Genomic DNA, 22,217 nt, shown 5'->3' with positions numbered 1-22,217 from the left:
TAGCTCTTCAGCTACGGCTTTTTTCAATATTTATGGCCACTGGTATTCAGCCTGCAAGCGCTTTGGCGCCCATCCACAAACCCATGACAATCATCATCAAGTTTTCGGTTAAGGAAACAAAGCCGAGTGGGACGTTTGACCCGCCGCCGACACACGCACATTTCAATTCGCGTTTGTCTATATAGACAGCCTTAAAGACTGATACAGCGCCAATTGTGCCGATGAAAAGTGCGATGGGCGCCGATATGAAGGACAGGATACCGCCGACCATCAAAATGCCTGCCAAGGCCTCGCCAAACGGGTAGATTCTACCGTAAGGCACCCATTTTCGGGCGAGTAAGTCATAGTTGAGAAACATAGTCGAAAAGCGTTCTACATCCTGTAGCTTCTGAACGGCGAGAAAGCACATTGATATGGCGATGAACCATTCGAAGACTCGGATATGGGCCAGTGTGCCTAAAACACCAATCCCCATTGCAACAGCCATAAGCGCGGCAACAGAAAATATGGCGATGACCGGTATGTAGCTCGTCTCTCCCTTTTCGGGAACGTGATAGCCGAAGTGCTTTTTCAATGCTTCAAAGCCACCTATGCGCTCGCCATTGATAAAAGTTTGCGGGGTGGTTTTAACCTGATGCTCCTCTTTAAAAGCATCAGTCTGCTCACGTGTTGTCAGGTGATGGTCCTCAACCTCATAGCCTTTACGCTCCAACAAATCTTTTGATTTCAATCCATAGGGACAGAGATGGTCTTCCATCACCATGCGATATAATTTTGCTGATTTAGTCATGTTCATTTTCCATCAATTTCAGGTGTGGCGGGCGGACCACCATTGAGGTCGACAATCAAAGCCTTCATCTCTTCAATTTCTTTCTTCTGTGCCTCAATAATGTCGTCGGCAAGTTTTCGCACGCGCGGATCAGAAATGTTAGCGCGGGTACTGGTGAGAATTGCGATAGAATGGTGCGGGATCATCGCTTTCATCCATGCGACATCATCAATGGTGTCCTGGCTGCGGACCAAATAAAGCGAAGTTGCAAATAATACTGCCGCGCCGGCAAAAATAGCGATATTGGCTTTCCGGTTGCTATACATGCCAAGCATAAAAGCGAGCATGATAATGGCCATCACCGCACCCATATACAGAGCCATATAAAGGCGTGTTTCACTGAAAAACACGTGATCCAGTGCCCATGTATTAAGATACATAAGGCCGAACATCACGATTGTGGATGTCACAATCATGGCAAAGAATCTTGAATATTTCATACTACTCTCCCTTCTTGTTACCTTTTAAACGGTAACAACCTTCCAGCGCTGGAAGGTTCCGGATTAATTTGCATCAGCTCTGCTTGAGGTTGCTCATATCATCGTGAGAGACGTCTTCGCCTTTGCTTTTCATGTAAACAAGGGTGCCTGCCCAAAGGACAATGCCGGCGGCGAGCAGCGCCCCGGCAATCAGATATTCAATGCTGTCTCGTCCGGTCCAGGGGCCGACAAAAAACGCACAGCTTATCGCACCAATATAGGGAAGGAAGGCCGGACTGGTGAAGTGATCGTGGTCGACCTTATCCTTGCGCAGAACAAGAACAGCGACATTGACGATGGCAAATACAGCCAGCAAGAGCAGGGCGGTTGTGCCGCCCAATGCAGGCACAGCGCCCACAAAAGTAATCAGGCAGGCTGCGAGAATAGTTGTAAATATAATCGCGACATAGGGCGTTCTGCGGTTGGGCAGAATTTTACCCAGAATAGACGGAAGTACATTTTCTTCGCTCATACCGTAAAGCAGGCGGCTTGCCATCAGCATATTGATCAGGGCCGAGTTGGCGACAGCGCACATGGTAATCAGACCAAATACACTTACCGGAAACCAAGGCGCACCCGCTTCAACAACTTTCAGCAGCGGCGTGGAGCCTTCGCTAATCTCATCGATAGGCACAAGGGCAACAGCAGTGATCGACACCAGCAAATAGATGATGCCGGTAATAGTCAGACCAGCCAAAAGGACCTTCGGAAATATGCGTGAAGGGTTCTTGGATTCTTCGGCCATATTGACCGAGTCCTCAAAACCAACCATTGCAAAAAACGCCAGCGTTGTAGCTCCGATGACTGGCCACCACAGACCTTCGCCGTCAGTTGTTTTAAACTCAAACGCTTTTGCAAAATCGCCTTGGCCACCGGAAAGTGCATAAGCGCCAATGCAAATTATAATGACGAGTCCGGAAAGTTCGATACACGTTAAAACCACGTTCATTTTAACGCTTTCTGCAACACCTCTGATATTGATGGCAGCGACAAGCGTAATAAATGCCAGCCCGATAAGCGTTATAAGAAAAGGTGCATTGCCGGCGGTAAAGCTCTCCACAAAATTTTCAGCAAATGCGCGTGAGGCAGTGGAGGCCGATGTGATGCCTGAAGACATGACTGCAAATGCAACGATGAATGTCAAAAAGTGGATACCAAATGCCTTATGCGTATAGAGCGCGGCGCCTGCTGCTTTGGGATATTTTGTTACCAGTTCGAGATAGCTGCATGCTGTTACAGAGGCCAGAAGGAACGCGATCAGGAAAGGCAGCCAAGCTATACCGCCCACTTTGCCTGCAACTTCACCGGTAAGAGCATAAATGCCCGTGCCCAGAACATCGCCAACAATAAACAATAGCAATAGCCAAGGCCCCATGACCCGTTTCAGTTTCTTCTTTTCGGTAGGAGATCCGTCGCCGGAGGCAGTTTGAGCAGATGCATCGGCCATAAATATCTCCTTATGATCTGATGCGGGTGGGCTGTTTCATGACAAAACGTCGCACCTTGTTTTTCGTTCCCTGACAACATCGCTTTATGGCGAATAGCGGAACCTTACGGGGCAAGCAGAGTTTGTTTTCCAACTTCAACAGGTGAAATGAAATGCTCGAGCAACTGAAAAGCGAATTCGAATTTATTAGCGATCCGTCCATCGTCATCATTGCAATACGTTTGGCGGGAGCAGCTCTTCTTTGCGGCCTTATCGGCTATGAACGTGAAATTCATAAGAATACTGCTGGATTGCGCACCAACATGCTGGTTGGTGCCGCCTCTGCCTGCTTTGCGATTATTACCTTGACGATGCTCAATTCACCGCTGGCAGGTGAAGATGTGCAAGCCGACCCTATCCGTCTGGTGGAAGCTGTGACAAACGGTGTTGCGTTTCTGGCTGCCGGTATCGTCGTCTTCACACAGGGCAAAGTGAAGGGACTGACGACCGGCGCAAGCATGTGGATCAGTGCTGCCATTGGACTGGCGGTGGGGCTAGGCTATTGGCCGATTGCGCTGGCAACAACCTTACTTGGCGTCCTCATTCTTGCCGTCCTTAGACGTGTGCAGTTTGCCATGGGCATGAAAGAAAAGGACGAATGATGTTCGGTTTGGAAGGCATCATCAGTGTTAATTATCGGATGTCGGATTAAGGCTCGAATAATAGGCTGCCAGTGCGGATATGTCGTCGGGATTTAAACCGTCAACAGATTGATGCATTAGATTTTGACGTTGTGTGCCACCGCGCTTTTCCTCTTTGAAAAGCTTTAGTTGCTGTTCAATATAAGTTCGGCTTTGTCCGGCAAGTTGTGGATAATATGGCGATTTCTTTGCTGCTTTCGGCCCGTGACAGGATGAGCAGGCGGGAACGCCGCTTTTAATCTCACCCCGGCTGGCAAGCTCTTTACCGCGGTCAACATTTTCGCCCGTTTTCGCTGTGGTTTGTTGTGCATCCATACTGCTGATGAAATCAGCGAAGTCGTCAATCTGTTGGTCGGTAAGCTGTGATGCCGCTTCCTGCATAATTCCGCTTTGTCGCGCGCCATTGCGGTAGGCTTTAAGGCTTGCTTCGACATACTCCCTTGAAAGTATATCCAGACGTGGAATGTGTTTGTTGGCGAAGGCCAGTCCGTCTGCTGCATGACATGTGGCGCATTTTTGTTCAAAATCGAATGGCGCGGATGTAGGCGTTGGTGCCTGACTGATCGGCTTTGTACCAGCATCGGTGTTCTCTTTGACAGATTGCAGGAACGCGACCACAGCCCAAACATCATCATCGCGCTTATCGGATGGCCAAGCAGGCATACCGCTCATTTTAACACCGTTCTTGACAATCCAGAACAAATGGTTCGGCTCCCAGTCCTTGACCGCGTCATCCATGCGCGGCGGCACCGGTAACATTGAAAGAGCGGTTTGCGAACGGGTTTCGGTTGGACGGGCATGGCAAAACGCACATGCTCTTTCATAGTGCTCGCGGCCGAGCGTAATCAGGCCGGTATCGCTCAAATCCGGTACTTGGGATGGATCGGGCGCGCGCAGTCGAACAGCATTGCGGTAAGTGGTGTGTAAAACCCACGAGACACCCGGCAAATGGTCCTGCCGGGCAGAAACATTATACAAGCCCAAGCTGACAACTGCCACGGCTATGACGGAACCAATAGCTGCCCATATGAGCGTTGCTTTAACAAACCACCTCATTGGCCAGCCCCTTCATTACCGGTGAGACGGAGCGCTTTCGACAATATGAAGAGACCGGCAATAAGATAAACGGGCGTTCCGATACCAAGCATAATCATGCCGCCTAATTGTTGATCTTCCACACCGCCCAGACGGCAAAGCTCTGCCTGATATAAAAGGCGCGGACTGAGGATGAGCAAAGCGCCAAGCAGGGTCATGTGCATGGTTGTTAGAAACAGCCCGCCAGCCCCTGCCAGCGCGTCACCTGAACGCAGCACCGAATGCCACAACAACACGCCAGCCACAAAGAATGATAATTGTTCCAGCAAGGCTACCGACCAGAAAGCGCGTGCCAGATCGTGCAATTGCGGTACATGCCAGCCCCAAACCACAATGAATTCAATCAATGAGGCTATGAGCGGCGACACAGCAAAAAGGTTTCGACTGCTATTGCTGAGACCAAATACAACCATGGGGCAAATGATTGTAATCAGCAGCATATGCCTTAGCATATGTTCGGAAAAATAACCCCCAGTCAGTTCTGCCAGCGGCAACACCCATATGGTGCTGAGTAAAAGCACGCCAACTGTTATGCTTAGCCATCTACTCATTGGCAGGTCTCCAGAAAGAGAATCGGCAGACTGACATAAATGACACCGATGAAAGAGATGACCGACAATAAGAAGGAAGCATGTCCTAAAAATTCGTGGCGGTGCTCTTCTTTGGCCAGATCATGTTCGTAATCATAATCGTCAAGAAAGTCCCACTGAACCCATGACCGCCAGCCAATGTAAGAAACCGCGCACAGTGCGAGAACGCTGATGATACCCAGTCCAACTCTCATATTGGTAATCACAGCCGGATTGGATGACCATTTTGCGCAGACAAAGGCTGCCGCGCCGTAGCAAACGACAAAATGGATCGCCCAGATAGAACAAGCAAATGTAATCAGCCAAAGACTGTCTGCCTCTTCAGCAAAGGTGCGTACTTCCTCATTTTCCCTGTTTTTAGCCATTAGAGTAACCTCGGCAATAATCCGATGACCAAGCTGGCAACGACAACGGTAATTATGATGAAATGCCAGTACAATGTGACATTGCAAAGGTCCGCATCATGTTCGGGAGTTAACTTGCCGAATGTCGCTCCGGCGATACAATAACCCAGCATGATCAAGCCGACGGCGGTGTGGACAACTGTCCAGACCATGATTGCCCATATGATTGCCGGATAAACATGGCTTGTCGGCTCAAGCCCGCTATTGACGACTGACAGACAAAACAGTGCAGTGCCTGCAATAGTAAAGAGCGCAGAAACAAGCAGCAAATTGCGCGCTGTTTTTGTACTTCCCCGCCGGTTTAATGCACGCGCGCCAACCAGCGTTGCCCAGGTTACCGCAAATGAAAGAACGCCAAGGACCAGATAGCTGGCAAGGACGAAGTCGCTTCCTGACGGCACAAAGTTTTCCTTAGCGGTCCAGTAAAAGAAAAAGCCGAATATCAAGCTGGCGAAAGCTGTTGAATCGCCGAGCATGGTTATCCATACGCCCCACCAACCGGCAGAGGCCGGACCTGATGCGTAAATCGGCAGATTGAGGCCAAGTCCGGCATCTTTTGTTTTCTGTTCCGGTATCGGCGCTGTGGATGTCCATAGCCAGTATAGAACACAGGCGATTGCCAAGATGCCAGAGACGATGGCTGGCGGATACCAATGAAATGTAGGAAAGATAAACGCACCGCCGGTGAATATGGCAGCGCAGATTGTAATCCAAGCAGGACCGGTAACCCGCATAACCTGAATGGGTTTTGCGTCCAGTACAGTTGTTATCAGCGTTTCGCGTTTGCCTTCCGGTGCATCGGCCAGATAATACCGGCCTGCATCCATCCGCTCGACAATTTTTTCTTGGTCCCAAAGTGGATACCGGCTGGTAATGTAAGGGATTGATCGTGAGCCCCAAGCTTCATCGGGAATGTTATGAGACCATTCCAATGTTCCCGCATTATAGGGGTTGCGCGGCGTATAGGGCTGCTTACCTTTCGGGCGCAGCAAATCATAGGTGAAAACAAGAAATCCGACGGCAACGATGAAAGCGCCTACGGTTGAAATCATGTTCAGCCAATCCCAGCCGAGAGTGGACGGATAGGTGTAAACGCGGCGTGGCATACCCATCAGTCCTGTCAGATGCATCGGCAGGAAGGCGATGTGAAAACCGGTGAACAACAGCCAGAATGCAATCTTTCCAAGACGTACGGACATCTGCTTCTTGGTAAAGAAGGGATAGAAATAATAGATGCCGGCAATCAGCGGAAAGACCATCCCGCCGAATAATGTGTAATGTAGATGCGCGACGACAAAATAGGTGTCATGTACCTGCCAGTCGAAAGGCGCAAGCGCAAGCATGACGCCCGTCAGGCCACCTGCTGTGAATATTGCGAGTGCGCCAGCGATATAAAGCATCGGCAAGTTCAGCTTGACGCGGCCAACCATAAGCGTCGCCACAAAGGCAAACAGCTGAATGCCGGTCGGTATTACCACCGCTTCGGATGCCGCTGTGAAAAAGCCGAGCGATATTGAGGGCAGGCCGGTCGTAAACATGTGATGCACCCAAAGGCCGAACGATAGAAAGCCGGTTCCGACAGCGGACAGGACAATCCATGAGTAGCCCACAATCGGGCGCTGGGCGACCGTTGGTACAACCATGGCGGCGATAGCAATGGATGGCAGAAAGACAATATAGACCTCCGGATGGCCGAATATCCAGAATAGATGTTGCCAGAGCATCGGATCCCCACCGCGCTCGGGGTCAAAGAACGGCCAGTCAAAGCTGCGCTCGAGTTCAAACAGGAAGTCACCGGCAATCAGCGGTGGGAAGGCAAACAATATCATACCGCCCACAACCAGAACGTACCATCCATAAAGCGGCATCAAATTGATACGCATGCCCGGCGGACGGCATTTTAAAACACCAACGATGAGTTCAACCGCAGCAGCTATCGACGCCACCTCAATGAAGGAAAGGCCAAGCAGCCATATATCCGAGCCGACACCCTCTGCTTTTGTGGCCAGCGGCGGATACATGAACCAGCCTGAATTGGGCGCCACTCCAAACAGGATCGACCCCATGACAAAAATTCCGCCGATCAGAAAGCACCAATAACCGTAAGCGGAAAGGCGGGGGAAGGGCATATCGCGCGCGCCAAGAAGCGCAGGTAAAACCAGAATTGATATCGCCTCGAACATGGGAACGGCAAAAAGAAACATCATTGCCGAGCCGTGCATGGTAAAAAACTGGTTGAATGTATCGGCAGACAGAAAGTCATTTTCCGGCACAGCGAGCTGTACGCGCATCAAGAGTGCGAGTACGCCTGCACACATCATAAAGAAAAAGGCTGTAAGCGAATACCAGACACCGACTTCCGAGTTGTTGACGGCTGACCAATAGCGCCAACCTTTGGGGGTCTCCCATGCCTTTCTTAGCCGGTCTGCCGTCTTTTCCTGAGTGCGCTTGTCGATTTTTTCTTCCAGCATCTGCTCTGTTGGCGGATATGTAGCGACGCCGGAACTGCTGGATTCTCTGTTTTGTGTTGACTGGGTCACTTGAGAGCCTCCAGATATTGCCCGAGCGCCTCAATCTGGCGGTCTGATAAATGTGCGAAGGACGGCATTTTTACGCCCGGCTTGATTGCGCCTGTATGGCGCGTCCAATTGGAGAATGCCTCAGCGGTAGGCGGTAAAATACCCGCACCTAGAGATTTGCGGCTGCCAACATGGGTCAGGTCCGGCCCGAGATTACCCTGCGCTTCAGTGCCGCGAATGGTGTGGCATGCACCGCAGCCTTCCGAAACAAAGAGCTGTTCGCCTTGCCGGGGGACAGCTTCTGTGGGCTGGACCGCATCTTGGCGTTCGCGCTCCAGCCATTGTTCGAATTCATCTTGTTCCAGAACAACCGTTTGAAAGGCCATGAGTGCGTGGGATTCGCCGCAAAATTCCGCGCACTGCCCGCGAAAGATACCTGTCTTTTCCGGCTCTACAGCCATGCGGGTTTCACGTCCCGGAAACATATCCATTTTACCGGCAAGGGCAGGGACCCAGAATGAGTGGATCACCTTATTGGCACCAAGTTTAATTTCTGTGCGGTGGTCGACGGGAAGGCGGATTTCGTTTGCAGAGACTATAGGCGCTGAACCATCACCTAAATCATATTCCACCCGCCACCACCACTGTTCGCCCGTAACGCGCACAACCACGCCATCGCCCGCAGCTCTTTGATCCGGCATGATCGACAATGCATAAGCAATCAGTCCAGCCAGAAGAATAAAGGGGAAAACAATGCCGCCGCCGATAACCAGCGCTTCTGCAGCGCGTCTTGAAAGTTCACGCGGCTCAATGCGCGTTACATAGAAGAAAAGACCGTTCATCAAAAGCCAGAGCACAATTGCTCCAACAAGTAAAACCCAAAACAGATGAGCAAGAACCGAAGCGTCCTTGCCCGCTGTATCCAGAACGGACTGCACACCGCTGCAACTGCTTAAAAGCAAACAGCTTAAACTGATGAGCGCAACGTTTTTCATTTAGCTATCAATTGTCGGGAAGCGCATAGGCAGTAATAAAATCACCAATTTTGGTTTCCATAAAGTGATGCCCTCCAGGCGCAATAACCAGATATTGTTTCCCGCCGGCTTCATAGGTCATTGGCGTGGTCTGGCCACCCGCCGGTAATACAACTTCCCAAAGCACCTCGCCGGTTTCAATATCAATGGCCCGCAGCAGGTCATCGGTTGTTGCAGCAACAAAAGCGATGCCGCCAGCGGTGATGAGCGGGCCGCCATTGTTCGGTGTGCCGATGCGTAGAGGTAACATGGACGGAATGCCGAACGGTCCGTTGTTTCGCGCTGTGCCCAATGGTTGGTCCCAAAGGGTTTTGCCTGTTTTCAGATCAATCGCGCGAATGCCACCATAAGGGGGCTGTTTACAAAGTAGACCGGTTGGCAAACGCCAACCTGCGTTGACATCAATTGCATAAGGTGAACCGGCTTGTGCGCCTGCCTCACCACCGCCGCCCTGACCGCCTTCATTGATTGCCTTGATACCACGCGCATCTGCTTCCTCGCGCGGGATAAGGCGGTTGTAGTTTGGCATATCGTTGTAATTGGCAATAATGATGCCGCGTTCAACATCCACCGCAATGCCGCCCCAGTCTGAACCGCCATTGTAGCCGGGATATTGTATCCATCTTTTTTCAGTGGTTGGTGGCGTATATTCACCAGCATAAGCGGCGCGGCGGAACTGGATACGGCACCACAATTGATCAATCGGGCTCATGCCCCACATGTCCTTTTCTGTCAGAGGCGGTTTATTTAAAGCCGCATAGGTCGAATAGGGTTGGGTGGGCGAAAGGTTCTCCGGTTCAACGCCGCCCGTTGGTACTTCGCGCTCTTCGACGGGAAAGATCGGTTCGCCGGTTTCACGGTTCAAGACATAAATCTGGCCCTGTTTGCTTGGAATGATAATCGCTGGCACCGGTCCATCATCCGCAGGGAACTCGACCAATGTCGGCTGTGAACCTAAATCGTAATCCCATACGTCGTAGTGGACAGTTTGAAACTTCCAAGCGACATCGCCGGTAGTTACATCAATGGCAACCAATGCTGTTGAAAACTCGTTTTCGGCGTCGGAGCGATTGGCGCCATAATAGTCTACAGAGGAGTTGCCCATTGGCAGGTAGACAAGCCCGAGTTCTTCGTCACCTGCCGCAAGCGTCCACATATTTGGAGTGCCACGCGTGTAAACCGCGTCGCCTTCCGGCGCATCTTTCTGGTCGGGATTACCCATATCCCACGCCCACGCGAGTTCGCCCGTCACAGCATCATAACCGCGGATCACACCTGACGGCGCGTCTTCGGCCTGACCATCTTTTACCTGCGCCCCTGTGACGGCAATACCGCGCACAATCGTCGGCGGCCCTGAGACTGCATACCAACCAGGGACTGTGTCACCGATACCAACATTAAGATCGACCATGCCGGCATTGCCGAACTGTGTGCACAATTGCCCTGTCTTTGCATCGACAGCGATCATTCTTGCGTCCAGTGTGGTCTCGATAATGCGTTCGGCGCATAAATCTTCCGGATTTAGGTCCGGCGCTTGGTAATAGGCGACACCACGGCAAGTGGCACCATAAGGAATAGCATCATCGGAAACGACAGGATCATAGCGCCATTCTTCTTTGCCGGTGCGGGCGTCAAGCGCGATCATGATATTCTTGGCTGTACATGTGAAAAGGCTGTCGCCAACTTTTAGCGGCGTGTTTTCAGGAGAATATTTGCCTTCTGCCTTTTCACTGGGCATGTCACCGGTTCGAATTTCCCAAACCTTTTCAAGCTGACCGACATTTTCCTTGGTGATCTCGCTAAGCGGTGAGTAACGCCGCCCTGCATAGGTGCCGCCGTAAGCCGGCCAGTTCTGTCCCACTTCGAGTTGCGGTTCGGGCTGCGGTCCCGCCAGTTCCGTGTCGGGCTCGGCTTGTTGAAGTGCAGACGGTTGATCCTGCTCGGATTGAGCTTCAGTCTCCGAAGGTGCGCTTTGTGCATGCGCATGATTGCTGCTCATCAGAGCGACGGCAATCAATGGAGCCGCTAAAATAAATGCGACAGTCCGACCATGTTTGGTGATCGAAACTTTGTTTGTCGATAAAGCGGGGATGACGAACAATACAAGGATCAGAATAACGGTCGGGGCAACTGTTCTGGGAACAAGAGGCCAGAGATCCAACCCGACTTCCCATAATGCCCACATAATTGTGCCAACCCACGTCAACAAATACAGGCCGACACCAAGCAGGTTACGCTTGATCAACAACAAGCCGCTTAGCAGTAAGCCAATCGCGGCAATTGCGTAGTACCATGAGCCGCCGAGCGTGATGAGCCAGACGCCGCCCACACCTAGAATCAAACCGATGAGTGCATTAAGAGCGCCGATGCAAACGCTGTAATATTGACCGAAAGACAAGTGCTGATTCTTGCTATCGTGAGCGTGTTGTTCCGATAATTGCATCGCGATCTCCCCAATAATGTCTTTATTTTCAACTCAATAAAGTTGATATGGTTCCATATTTTCTCAATACTTCTTGCTGATCGCGAAATAGTGTGTATGTCGTGCGTATCAACTAAGTGCAACAGACTGAACAACAACCGTTTTTCCGGTTGCTTTGAGGGATGACAATGAAACGATTCTCAATATCTGTCTGGCTTACAGCGCTGTTGATTTTGCTGTTTCTGCCGTTGTTTATCTTTTTTCTGTTTTTGATCGGACAGTTGAAAATTTCTGAAGATGAAGCGATGGAGCGGCGCACTTTACGCACCGCAGCGACTGTTTCCCAGGGCGTGCATTCAATTATCGAAAATATGTCGTTGACGCTCAATCTGGTTTCGTCCGCGCAGGAACTGGTTGTCGGTGATCTTGAGGCGTTTCATTCCAAGACGCAGTTTGCGCTTAAGGAAAGTCCCAATTTCATCATTGTTGTTGAAGAAAACGGGCAACAATTACTGAATACGCGTGTGCCCTATGGCACAAAATTGGGCGCAACGTCCGATCTTAAAAGTTTGAATGCCGCTTTGTCAAAAGCCGAAATACATGTTTCCGGCGCATTCAAAGGCAAGACGAGCGGGCGTTGGGTTTTCAATGTTATCAAATCATTGCCGCCCACTTACGCATCGGCGGCACGCGCAGTCATTACAACGCGCAATGCCGAAGAACTTGAGACGGTTTTTCATTCATTAATGTTGCCGGATGAATGGGTTGCATCTGTCGTCGATGGAGCTGGAAATGTTGTGGTTTCTTCTGACCGCCTTAAACAGGCGTCAGGCGATAAAATTGAAGATGTCGCATTCGCGAACCCTGACGAAAATTTCACCTCGATACAGCAAAGCAAATTCATGCGTGATGATGGAATGGTTACCGCCATTGCCAAGGTGAGTGGTACGGACTGGACGGTGCTGGTTCAGGGGCCTGCAAGCACAGCCCAGGATTCGGTATATGAAACATGGCAGATCGTGATTATCGGCAGCGTTGTGCTTGCTCTGGTTTCCGTCTTTGTCTTTTACCTCTTCTCGATATATTTGCGAAAATCAATTCGCGATATTGCGCGCATGGCAAAGCATCTTGCTACCGGAGAAATTGTATCACCGGTAAGTTCGCGCATTACTGAAATTGACCTCGTCGCAAAAGCTATCTCTGATGCCTCTTTTGACCGTAGCCAGCGCGAAGACAAAATCACCATGGTTATGCGGGAGTTGGCTCACCGCACGAAGAATTTGATTGCGGTTGTCATCTCGATGGTGCGCCAGACGTCGCGACGCACCAGTTCGAGAGAAGCCATGACAAAATCATTGATCGACCGTGTTATGGGGCTTGGTTTTTCGATTGACTTGCTCACCGACACACAATGGGGCGGCGTGTCGCTTGATGAATTGCTGACCAAGCAATTATCCAATTTCGGTACGATCGGCCAAAACATTATCACCAGAGGGCCGGGAGTAAAATTGCGGGCGGAAGCTGTTCAACATCTTGGTATGGCGATCCACGAGCTTGCCACCAACGCAGCAAAACACGGCAGCCTTGCGGTCACAAAAGGTGTGGTCAATGTGACGTGGGAAATAAATGGCATGGGCGATGAGAAAACTTTCAAATTCGTTTGGCAAGAAGTTGGCGGAAAGAAAGTCCGCGCGCCGGAAGAAACCGGTTTCGGTCTGCAAATTTTAGAACGCTACGCAGCTTCCACACTAAGTGGCAAAAGCACGCTCGATTTTGCGTCATCGGGTCTTGTATGGACATTGGAAGCGCCTGCGAAAGAAGTGGAAGATGACAAAGCTGCCGGCTAATCGCTGTTTGCCTCTGAATAGGTCCGCGCTTTGATCATCTTGTAGAAAAGTGCAATTTTGTTTCCATGCATGCAACCGTTTTGTGCCTGACCGAGTTTGTGTTTCGGGAGTTTTTCAATAAGAAACAGTTATATGTTCGATAAAATGTTGCGTCTATCGCACTACCCAATTATAAAATGGGCATAGCTGGAAGGGATCATAATTGATGATTTGGGCAATCGGCGGCATTGCCGTTTTCTGTATCATGGCCAGTGTCTTGCCATTTCTGCCAATACCGCATGGCATGATCAGAGCTTTTGATTTCCCGAGGTTGCAGGTCGCCATTTTATCGTTTCTGGCGCTGTTGGCTGCTTTGGCAATGTTAGAGCTGGACATCTATTCAACGATAGTGATTTTGCTTCTGGTCGTTTCACTCGGCTTGCAACTCACGAAAATTGTCCGTTTCAGCCGCTTGGGCAAACGCATCGTGCCTCAATACAAGGGCGGCGGCGAGAATATTTCAAAGATCAAATTGCTTGTTTCGAATGTGAAAATGGGAAACCGCGATTATGACAAACTCATCAATCTGATTGAAGAAAAAGACCCCGACATTGCTTTGCTCATCGAGGTCGACGCCAAATGGTGCGAGGCCTTGGGTCCGACGATCGAGAAATTCGAGCATCGACTTTTATGTCCGAAGGAAACCAGCTACGGGCTTTTGCTGCTTTCAAAATACCCAATGGTCAACAAGCAGATCAACTATCTTTTGAAAAGCGAAGTGCCGTCTTTTGACATTCTGTTCCAGCACGACAGCGGCGAGACTTTCCGCCTGATTGCCTTGCATCCCGAACCGCCCGTGCCCAGCAAGTATACTGTCGGTCGCGATGGCGAGTTATCCTTGGTGGCTAAAAATGTGCGCGACTATGACAAACCCATTATTGTCGCCGGTGATTTGAACGATGTGGCCTGGTCACGCACGACGCGGCGCTTCATGCGTGTGTCACGGCTGTTGGATCCGCGTGAAGGGCGCGGCATGTATAACAGTTTTGATGCGCGTTACTTTTTCATCCGCTGGCCGCTGGACCATATTTTCCATTCAAACCATTTCGAGATTTCACAGATTAAGCGCCTTCCTTCCGTAGGTTCAGACCATTTTCCAATGTTCTACGAGGTCGTGTTGATTCATTCCAATGATGCGCAAAGCGAAATTGACGAGGCTGACAGACAAGACCTTCAAGAGGCTGAAGAAGTCGTCCAGCAAGCTGAAAAAGACGATGATAAAGCTGTTGGCACTGATTGGGAGAAATAAAGTGCAAAATTGCTTCGCAATAACCGGAGAGTAGAGCGCGGGAAGAAGCAAATAGATTTGGAACTTTGACGGCGTGGACTGCGTTGATGACTTGGAGGTTCAAAGTCATGAATGATTTTCGCGCAAAATATATCACCAAGCCGATTCACAAATGGGCAAAAAAAGCCTTGCCCGCTTTGTCTCAGACCGAAAGCGAAGCGCTTACGGCGGGCGAAGTTTGGTGGGAAGCTGAATTGTTTTCTGGTAATCCGGATTGGTCAAAATTACTAGATGTTAAAGCGCCTAAATTAAGCGAGGAAGAGCAGGCCTTTTTCGATGGCCCGTGCCAAGAACTTTGCGGCATGATTGATGACTGGAAAATCAATCAGATAGACGGTGATCTGCCGGAGGAAGTCTGGCAATTTATGCGCGAAAACAAATTCTTTGGCATGATCATTCCCAAATCCTATGGCGGATTGGGTTTCTCGGCATTCGCCCATTCTGAAATAGTGCGCTTTATCTCCACCCGCTCTGTCGCCGTTGCGGTGACAGTCATGGTGCCGAACTCACTTGGACCGGGCGAATTGCTGCATCTATTCGGTACGGACGAGCAAAAAGACTATTGGCTTCCGCTTCTTGCCGATGGACGCGAATTGCCTGCCTTTGGCCTGACAAGTGCTGAAGCCGGCTCGGACGCCTCGGCCATGGTTGACGAAGGTGTGATCTGCAAAGGGCAGTGGGAAGGCGAAGAAGTGCTCGGCATTCGTCTTAATTGGAAAAAGCGTTACATTACGCTTTCGCCGGTTTGTACCGTACTTGGCCTTGCCTTCAAACTCCGCGATCCGGACGCTCTGCTTGGCAGCGAGAAAGATTTGGGTATCACCTGCGCTCTGGTTCCAACCGACCTTGACGGCGTTGATACCGGAAGTCGCCATTTGCCGTCGTCGACCATGTTTATGAATGGTCCGACCACCGGCGAAGATGTGTTTATCCCGATTGATTATATTATTGGCGGTCCTGAATATGCAGGAAAAGGCTGGATGATGCTAATGAGCGCGCTTGCGGCAGGTCGCGGCATTTCGCTTCCGTCTATGGGATGTGCGGCTATCGCTTACAGCGCGCACACGACAGGAGCTTATGCGCGTATCCGCGAGCAGTTCAATCTTCCGATTGGTAAATTCGGCGGCGTGCAGGCGCGTATGGGCAGGCTTGCGGCTGATGCCTATGCGATGGATGCCGCACGCCATCTGACCTGTGCCGGACTTGATGAGGGCCGCGCATTATCCGTCATTTCAGCGATTATGAAAGCGCACGCAACGTTCAAAATGCGTGAAGCGATCAATGACGCCATGGATGTCCATTCCGGCAAGGCTGTTATTGACGGACCATCAAACTATCTTCTGCCGCTTTACCGCGCGGTGCCGATTGGTATCACGGTGGAGGGCGCCAATATTGTTACGCGCAGTTTGATCATCTTCGGGCAGGGGTCCATTCGCGCGCACCCGCATATGCTTGATAACATCATGGCATTACAGGAAGAAGATCAGGACAAATCGCTCGAGAAATTCGATAAATCGTTCTGGGCGCATGTCGGCCACACAAGCATGACCGTGTTCCGCGCCTGGAGCCGCGCTTTGACAGGCGGCAGGTTTGCGCCTGCACCGGATGCGGGAAAAGCCACACACATATATAGGCAGTTGGCCCGATGGTCTGCCGCATACGCACTGACAGCTGATTTTGCATTTCTAACCCTTGGCGGCGAACTGAAGCGCAAGGAAATGATTTCCGGCCGGATGGGCGATATCCTATCAGAAATGTATATTTTGTCAGCCGCACTCAAAAGATGGGAAGATGAAGGACGCCAGGATGCGGACTTTCCGGTTCTCGAATATGCGGCCGCGGCAGGGTTGAAGCGTATTCAATCATCTTTGGACGAAGTCATCGACAATCTTCCGGCGCGATGGGCCGCATGGGTCTTGAGATTTTTCACATTGCCGGGCGCAAAAGTTTCAGGGCCTGACGATCGACTCACAGCAACATGCAGTGATTTGATTTTTGAACCTTCTGAAACGCGCAGCCGCATAACAGGTAATTTGTATCCGGGAGCCAGCGGCGATGCTCTGGATGTGCTTAATCAATGTTACGCCAAAGTCATCGAGATGGCACCGGTGATGAAGCGCTTGCGCGAAGAGAAGAAGACGCCAGAAGAAGCGCTTGAAGCCGGACTGTTGGACGATGCGGAATGGGCAAATCTCAATGAGATGAAAGCGCTTGTCGATAAGGTTATTGCTGTCGACGATTATTCGCCTGACGAATTTGCGGCCTTATTCGGCAATGAAGATAATAAAGATCACCAGAGCCTAAACAAGCAGGCGAAAGTAGCGACAGAATGATAAAACTTCCAAAACAACGTGTGTATCTCGTTGATGGCGCACGGACACCTTTTTTAAAAGCACGCAGCGGACCGGGACCATTCACCCCCGTGGACCTTTCCGTGCAGTGCGGACGTCCACTGCTTGCACGGCAAAAATTTGACCGCAAGGCGCTTGATCTGGTTATTCTTGGCTGTGTCAACGTGATTGCGGATGAAATGAACCCCGCGCGTGTCGCCGCGCTGCGCCTTGGGCTTGGCGAGCAGATGGTGGCATTTACGATGCAGATCAATTGCGGTTCGGGAATGCAAAGCATTGATACCGCTTATCGCTATATCCGTGATGGATCGCACCAAATGATTTTGGCGGGCGGTGCTGAAGCACTCAGTCATTCGCCGCTCGTGCTGCGTAATTCCGCTGTAGAATGGTTCGGTAAAATGAACGCTGCTAAAGGACCACTCGATCAGGCGCGCGCGATGGCCGGTATCAAGCCGGAATTCTTCAAACCGGTTATCGGCCTTGAACGCGGCCTGACAGATCCGATTACGGAATTGAACATGGGTCAGACGGCCGAAGTGCTTGCACATCGCTTCAACATTGATCGTGAAATGGCGGATACTTACGCCATGCAAAGTCACCACCGGCTTGCCAGTGCGCAAAAGGACGGCACTCTGGATGATGAGGTACTGCCTGCCTTTGACCGTGACGGCACGGTTTATGATCATGATGATGGTGTGCGCCCCGACAGCGATATGGAAGGGTTGGCAAAACTAAAGCCGGTGTTTGAAAAGCCCTACGGTAAGGTAACAGCCGGAAATTCGAGCCAGATCACGGACGGTGCAAGCTGGGTCATACTGGCATCGCAGCAGGCGGTCGACGAGCATGGTTTGGAGCCAATTGCCGAGATCAAAGATAGCGAATGGGCGGCGTTGGACCCGTCCATTATGGGGCTAGGCCCTGTCATGTCTGCCTCGCCCATCGTGCAGAGACATGGGCTAACGCTTGACGATATTAATCTTTGGGAATTGAACGAGGCTTTTGCCGCGCAATTGTTGGCCTGCCTAGCGGCGTGGGAAGATGATGATTTCTGCCGCGAATTACTGGGAATGGACAAAGCTTTCGGCCGCATAGACCGTGAGCGGCTAAATGTTGATGGCGGTGCGATTTCGCTGGGTCACCCCGTTGGCACCAGCGGCAACAGAATTGTGTTGCATCTGGCCAATGCCATGAAAAAGCGTGGCGCAAAACGCGGTATTGCAACAGAATGTATCGGCGGCGGCCTTGGCGGTGCAATGCTATTGGAGGCGGTATAATGACGGGCAATGTCCTGACATTTTTAGGTGAAACGAAACTGGAATTGGGTGCGGCTGGAGAGCGTACGGGCAACTGGCGCACGGGCCGTGATGAAGCCGGAATATTATGGCTGGTGCTCGACAAGGCCGACACCAATACCAATACGATTTCAGAAGATGTTATCCGTGAACTGGATGAGCATATAAGGTCCGCGGAAACCGATCTGCCCAAAGCGCTGGTCATCCGCTCGGCTAAAAAGTCGGGTTTTGCAGCAGGGGCGGATATTACGAGTTTTGAAGCCATGTCTGACAGCGGCGCAGCCGAACTGCTCAAGCAGGGCCATGACGTACTGGATCGGATTGAGGCATTGAAATGCCCGACAATCTGCGTTGTCCATGGTGCCGCGCTGGGTGCAGGTTTCGAACTGGCGCTTGCCTGTGATTACCGCGTTGCGGTTGACGGTGCCACTTTCGCATTTCCTGAGGTTCAATTGGGGCTGCATCCGGGACTTGGCGGTACTTTCCGTTTGCCATCGCTCATTGATCCCACCGAGGCATTGACCATGATGCTGACTGGAAAAACGGCCTATACCAAGCGCGCCAAGAAGCTGGGAATAGCCGAACTTGTGGTCGAAGAGCGCCATGTAGCCAAAGCCGTCCGCGATATTGCCGATGGCAATGTTGAAAAAAACAAGCCGGGACTAAAAGCCCGTGCGCTTGAATTTGATCAGGCGCGCAGTCTGGTGGCGCGCAAGATGCGCAGCGAAACTGAAAAAAAGGCATCCAAAGAACATTATCCGGCGCCTTATGCGCTCATTGATCTTTGGGAAGAACATGGCAGCGACGAAAAGGAAATGCAGGCGGCGGAAATCCGCTCCTTTGCAGATTTGCTGAAGACAGACACATCCAAGAATTTAAGGCGTGTCTTTTTCCTGCGCCAATCTTTGAAGGATGCTGCGCGCGGTGATGACGACATTTCGCATGTTCATATTATCGGCGCAGGCGCGATGGGCGTTGAAATTGCGACTGTCTGCGCGATCAAAGGCAAACAAGTCACAATAAGCGATCTGGAAACAGAGGCGCTGGGCAAAGCGGTCAAACTGGCTGACAATATCTGCAAAGATAAACATTTAAGCGGTATCGAAAGCCGTGACGCGCTGGACCGGCTTATGCCGGACCCGCATGGATATGGTATTGCGCACGCTGATTTGATTATTGAAGCCGCTTCTGAAGAAGTGGACGTAAAGAAAAAGATTTATGCCGGCCTGAAAGGCAAAATGAAAAAAGATGCAATTTTGGCATCCAACACATCAAGTATTTCTGTTGATTTGCTTGCCGGTCATGCGCCGCTGAAGACGACATTTGCAGGTCTTCATTTTTTCAATCCGGTGTCGAAAATCGATCTGGTTGAAGTCATCAAAGGGAAGTCAACAAACGCAAAAACGGTAAACCGTCTTGCTGCATTTTGCGGCGCGATCGGCAAATTACCGGCGCAGCTGCGCGATTATCCGGGGTTCCTTGTTAACCGTGTGCTGACGCCGTATCTTATGGAAGCAATGGTGCTGATGGAAGAAGGGGTTTCAAAGGAAGCAATCGACACCGCCGCGCTTCGTTTCGGAATGCCGATGGGGCCTGTCACACTCGCGGATCAGGTTGGCCTTGATATCGGCTTGCACGTAGCGGAATCGCTTTCAGATAATCTTGATAAAACAATGCCGAAAATCTCCGATGCTTTACGCCGTAAGGTTGAAAACGGAGAACTGGGCAAAAAATCCGGCAAAGGATTTTATGACTGGTCTGACGGGACACCGCACCCGAAATATGATGATGAAATACCAAAAGATGTAACCGACCGCTTGATTTTGCCCATGCTTGATGCCTGTGTTGAACTGCTGCGCAAGGGCATTGCTGAAAGCGAAAATCAGGTGGATGGCGCGATGATTTTTGCAACCGGATGGGCGCCGTTCCGTGGCGGCCCTATGCATTATGCCCATAGTCGCGGCATATCTGAGATTGTTGCAAAATTAAAAGAGCTTGAAGTCGCTCACGGTCCGCGTTTTGCACCAGATGATGGTTGGAGTACGGTTGGCTGATCGGACATATATTTATACGGACCCTGACGCCCTGGCCGGGGCGTTGTTTAAGCGTTTGGACGGCCATATACGCCTTGCATTGCCTCTGGGTTTGGGAAAACCCGTAACGCTGGTAAATGCTTTAACAAGGCTTGCTGCTGCCGATCCAAATCTCAAACTGTCGATATTCACCGCGCTCACGCTGCAAAAGCCAAAGGCGGGGTCGGATATAGAAAAGCGCTTTCTTGAACCAGCAACGGACCGCCTGTTTGGCCGGTACCCTTCTTTGCATTACGCCGATATGATTGCCGAGAAGCGCTTGCCGGACAACATCGAGGTCTCGGAGTTTTTCTTTCAGGCCGGTTCCTGGCTTGGGAACAGTTACGCCCAACGTCACTACATTTCTGCCAATTACACCCATGCGCGTGATGTGCTGATTGCGCAAAAGCCCAATTTGCTTGTCCAGCTTGTGCCCCGTGAAGAGGGGAAAATCAGCCTTTCCTGCAATACCGATATTTCTGCGGATCTGTTCGATTTTCGCCATCAGGGCAAGATGGATTTTATTGCGGTAGGCGAATTATGTGACGCCTTGCCGTTTATGGGTGGGGCTGCGATGCTGCCTGAAAATGAATTTGAGATGATGCTGGAGCCCAAAGAGCAGATCGATTTGTTCTCCGCAGTGCGGCGGCCTGTCTCAGCGGCGCAATATGCGATAGGGCTGCATGTAACGCGTTTGATCGCCGATGGCGGCACCTTGCAGATTGGTATTGGCGGCATTGGCGATGCGGTTGCCCACACGCTCATGCTGCGCGACAAATCGGCTCTCGATGATGTTTGGCAAACGTCGCCTTTTGCTTTGAGCGGCGATGAGACCGCACCTTTTAAAACCGGACTTTATGCTATCAGCGAAATGCTGGTTGGCGGGCTGCTGGCTTTGTTTGAAAACGGTATAATCCGCCGTGAGGTTGACGGTGTTTGCATCCATGCGGGCTTTTTTGTCGAAGCGCGCGATATGTATGAGCGTTTGCGCGCGCTTGACCCTGCCAAACGCGCGAAGATTGCGATGATGCCGGTCAGCTTTACCAATGCGCTCTATGGTCAAGAAGAGAAAAAACGCACTGCCCGTGTCCGCGCACGGTTTGTGAATAGCGCAATGAAAGTGAGCCTCTTAGGCGATGCGATGTCCGATGCGGCTGAAACCGGCGCGGTCGTCAGCGGCATTGGCGGGCAATTTAACTTTTTTGAACAGGCATTTGCGCTTGAAGATGGCCGTGCCATTCTGACTTTGCCTGCAACACGCATGAGCGATGGCAAAACCACCTCCAATATTGTGTGGCAATTGCCTGTCACATCCGTACCGCGTCACATGCGCGATATTGTAATCACGGAATACGGGACAGCCGATTTGCGCGGGCAGACTGATGAAGATGTCATCAAACGGATGATCGCGATCGCAGATAGCCGGTTTCAAAATGACCTTGTGAAAGAGGCGAAAAAGGCGGGTAAGCTTTCTGGAAATTATCAGGTGCCTGAGGCGCACAGGAACAATACACCGCAGGCACTTGAAAAGTGGCTTACGCCTTATCGCGATGAATTGTTGCCGGACTTTCCGCTGGGGACTGATTTTAACGAGATTGAGCGCGTCTTGCTGCCCGCGTTAAAGCGGCTTTCGCAGGCATCCTCTAGCAAGATGGAACTGGCATCACTGATATGGGCGTCCGTTTTTGCTGCTGCCCACCCGCGTGAAGAAGAAGCAATGGAAAGAATGGGTTATGAGCCCAAGGCGCAATTGCTTGAAAGTGGGCAGGCGCGGGCGCTGCGCGGTGCATTGCGCCAAGTTGCCAAGAATAAATTTCAATCGTGAACTG

At 51.1% G+C, this 22,217-nt stretch carries 16 protein-coding genes; 7 read left to right on the top strand and 9 right to left on the bottom strand.

All coding sequences use genetic code 11. The annotated features are described in order from the left end of the window. Positions 1 to 46 precede the first annotated feature (46 nt). The 3 genes from SU32_RS01125 to SU32_RS01115 form a co-directional block, all read right to left on the bottom strand. Positions 47 to 790, bottom strand: coding sequence for a MauE/DoxX family redox-associated membrane protein (locus tag SU32_RS01125; protein WP_245625467.1), 744 nt, complete (start codon positions 788 to 790; stop codon positions 47 to 49). Between the two features lie 2 nt (positions 791 to 792). Further along, positions 793 to 1,269 (bottom strand): DUF305 domain-containing protein, encoded by a 477-nt coding sequence (locus tag SU32_RS01120; protein ID WP_053997467.1) that lies wholly within the window; start codon positions 1,267 to 1,269, stop codon positions 793 to 795. A gap of 73 nt (positions 1,270 to 1,342) precedes the next feature. After that, a complete protein-coding gene (locus SU32_RS01115; RefSeq protein WP_053997466.1) occupies positions 1,343 to 2,755 on the bottom strand; it encodes an APC family permease in 1,413 nt (470 codons plus the stop codon). Between the two features lie 152 nt (positions 2,756 to 2,907). On the opposite strand from SU32_RS01115, the gene SU32_RS01110 reads away from it, so the two are divergent. Beyond that, positions 2,908 to 3,396, top strand: a complete 489-nt coding sequence (locus tag SU32_RS01110) for an MgtC/SapB family protein (RefSeq protein ID WP_053997465.1) — start codon at positions 2,908 to 2,910, stop codon at positions 3,394 to 3,396. A 27-nt stretch (positions 3,397 to 3,423) separates the two neighbouring features. Here the strand turns inward: SU32_RS01110 and SU32_RS01105 are convergent, their stop codons facing one another. From SU32_RS01105 to SU32_RS01080, 6 genes are all read right to left on the bottom strand, one after another. Then, positions 3,424 to 4,491 carry a c-type cytochrome gene (locus SU32_RS01105; protein WP_053997464.1) on the bottom strand — a complete coding sequence of 356 codons (1,068 nt, stop codon included), beginning with the start codon at positions 4,489 to 4,491 and terminating at the stop codon, positions 3,424 to 3,426. Then, positions 4,488 to 5,081 (bottom strand): cytochrome c oxidase assembly protein, encoded by a 594-nt coding sequence (locus tag SU32_RS01100; protein WP_053997463.1) that lies wholly within the window; start codon positions 5,079 to 5,081, stop codon positions 4,488 to 4,490. The genes SU32_RS01105 and SU32_RS01100 overlap by 4 nt, the downstream gene beginning before the upstream one ends. After that, entirely contained in the window at positions 5,078 to 5,485 is a 408-nt protein-coding gene (locus SU32_RS01095; protein WP_053997462.1) for a hypothetical protein, read from the bottom strand. Before SU32_RS01095 ends, SU32_RS01100 begins: the two co-directional genes overlap by 4 nt. After that, positions 5,485 to 7,995 carry a cytochrome c oxidase subunit I gene (gene ctaD / locus SU32_RS01090; RefSeq protein WP_053997562.1) on the bottom strand — a complete coding sequence of 837 codons (2,511 nt, stop codon included), beginning with the start codon at positions 7,993 to 7,995 and terminating at the stop codon, positions 5,485 to 5,487. The genes SU32_RS01095 and ctaD overlap by 1 nt, the downstream gene beginning before the upstream one ends. Positions 7,996 to 8,060: 65 nt before the next feature. Next, positions 8,061 to 9,038, bottom strand: a complete 978-nt coding sequence (coxB, locus tag SU32_RS01085; protein WP_053997461.1) for a cytochrome c oxidase subunit II — start codon at positions 9,036 to 9,038, stop codon at positions 8,061 to 8,063. 7 nt (positions 9,039 to 9,045) lie between these two features. Continuing rightward, a complete protein-coding gene (locus tag SU32_RS01080) occupies positions 9,046 to 11,520 on the bottom strand; it encodes a membrane-bound PQQ-dependent dehydrogenase, glucose/quinate/shikimate family (RefSeq protein WP_053997460.1) in 2,475 nt (824 codons plus the stop codon). Positions 11,521 to 11,687: 167 nt separating this feature from the next. Here SU32_RS01080 and SU32_RS01075 point away from each other — a divergent pair, with 167 nt between their 5' ends. The 6 genes from SU32_RS01075 to SU32_RS01050 all read left to right on the top strand — a co-directional run bounded on the left by SU32_RS01075 (position 11,688) and on the right by SU32_RS01050 (position 22,213). Continuing rightward, positions 11,688 to 13,346 carry a sensor histidine kinase gene (locus SU32_RS01075; RefSeq protein WP_160316277.1) on the top strand — a complete coding sequence of 553 codons (1,659 nt, stop codon included), beginning with the start codon at positions 11,688 to 11,690 and terminating at the stop codon, positions 13,344 to 13,346. Positions 13,347 to 13,551: 205 nt separating this feature from the next. Continuing rightward, entirely contained in the window at positions 13,552 to 14,634 is a 1,083-nt protein-coding gene (locus SU32_RS01070; protein WP_053997458.1) for an endonuclease/exonuclease/phosphatase family protein, read from the top strand. Positions 14,635 to 14,741: 107 nt separating this feature from the next. Next, complete coding sequence (locus tag SU32_RS01065) at positions 14,742 to 17,006, top strand: acyl-CoA dehydrogenase (RefSeq protein WP_201454844.1); 2,265 nt, start codon at positions 14,742 to 14,744, stop codon at positions 17,004 to 17,006. Then, entirely contained in the window at positions 17,003 to 18,298 is a 1,296-nt protein-coding gene (locus tag SU32_RS01060; RefSeq protein WP_053997456.1) for an acetyl-CoA C-acetyltransferase, read from the top strand. Before SU32_RS01065 ends, SU32_RS01060 begins: the two co-directional genes overlap by 4 nt. Further along, positions 18,298 to 20,370 carry a 3-hydroxyacyl-CoA dehydrogenase NAD-binding domain-containing protein gene (locus SU32_RS01055; RefSeq protein ID WP_053997455.1) on the top strand — a complete coding sequence of 691 codons (2,073 nt, stop codon included), beginning with the start codon at positions 18,298 to 18,300 and terminating at the stop codon, positions 20,368 to 20,370. The genes SU32_RS01060 and SU32_RS01055 overlap by 1 nt, the downstream gene beginning before the upstream one ends. After that, the gene (locus SU32_RS01050; RefSeq protein WP_211097647.1) at positions 20,363 to 22,213 is read left to right on the top strand and encodes an acetyl-CoA hydrolase/transferase C-terminal domain-containing protein; all 1,851 of its coding nucleotides are present in this window, start codon (positions 20,363 to 20,365) and stop codon (positions 22,211 to 22,213) included. Before SU32_RS01055 ends, SU32_RS01050 begins: the two co-directional genes overlap by 8 nt. Positions 22,214 to 22,217 lie beyond the last annotated feature (4 nt).

Origin of the sequence: Ahrensia marina (assembly GCF_001293565.1) — a bacterium.
GTDB classification, from domain to species: Bacteria; Pseudomonadota; Alphaproteobacteria; order Rhizobiales; family Rhizobiaceae; genus Ahrensia; species Ahrensia marina.
The sequence above is the reverse complement of the archived record's forward strand: the minus strand, read 5'-3'. Positions and strand labels throughout refer to the sequence as shown.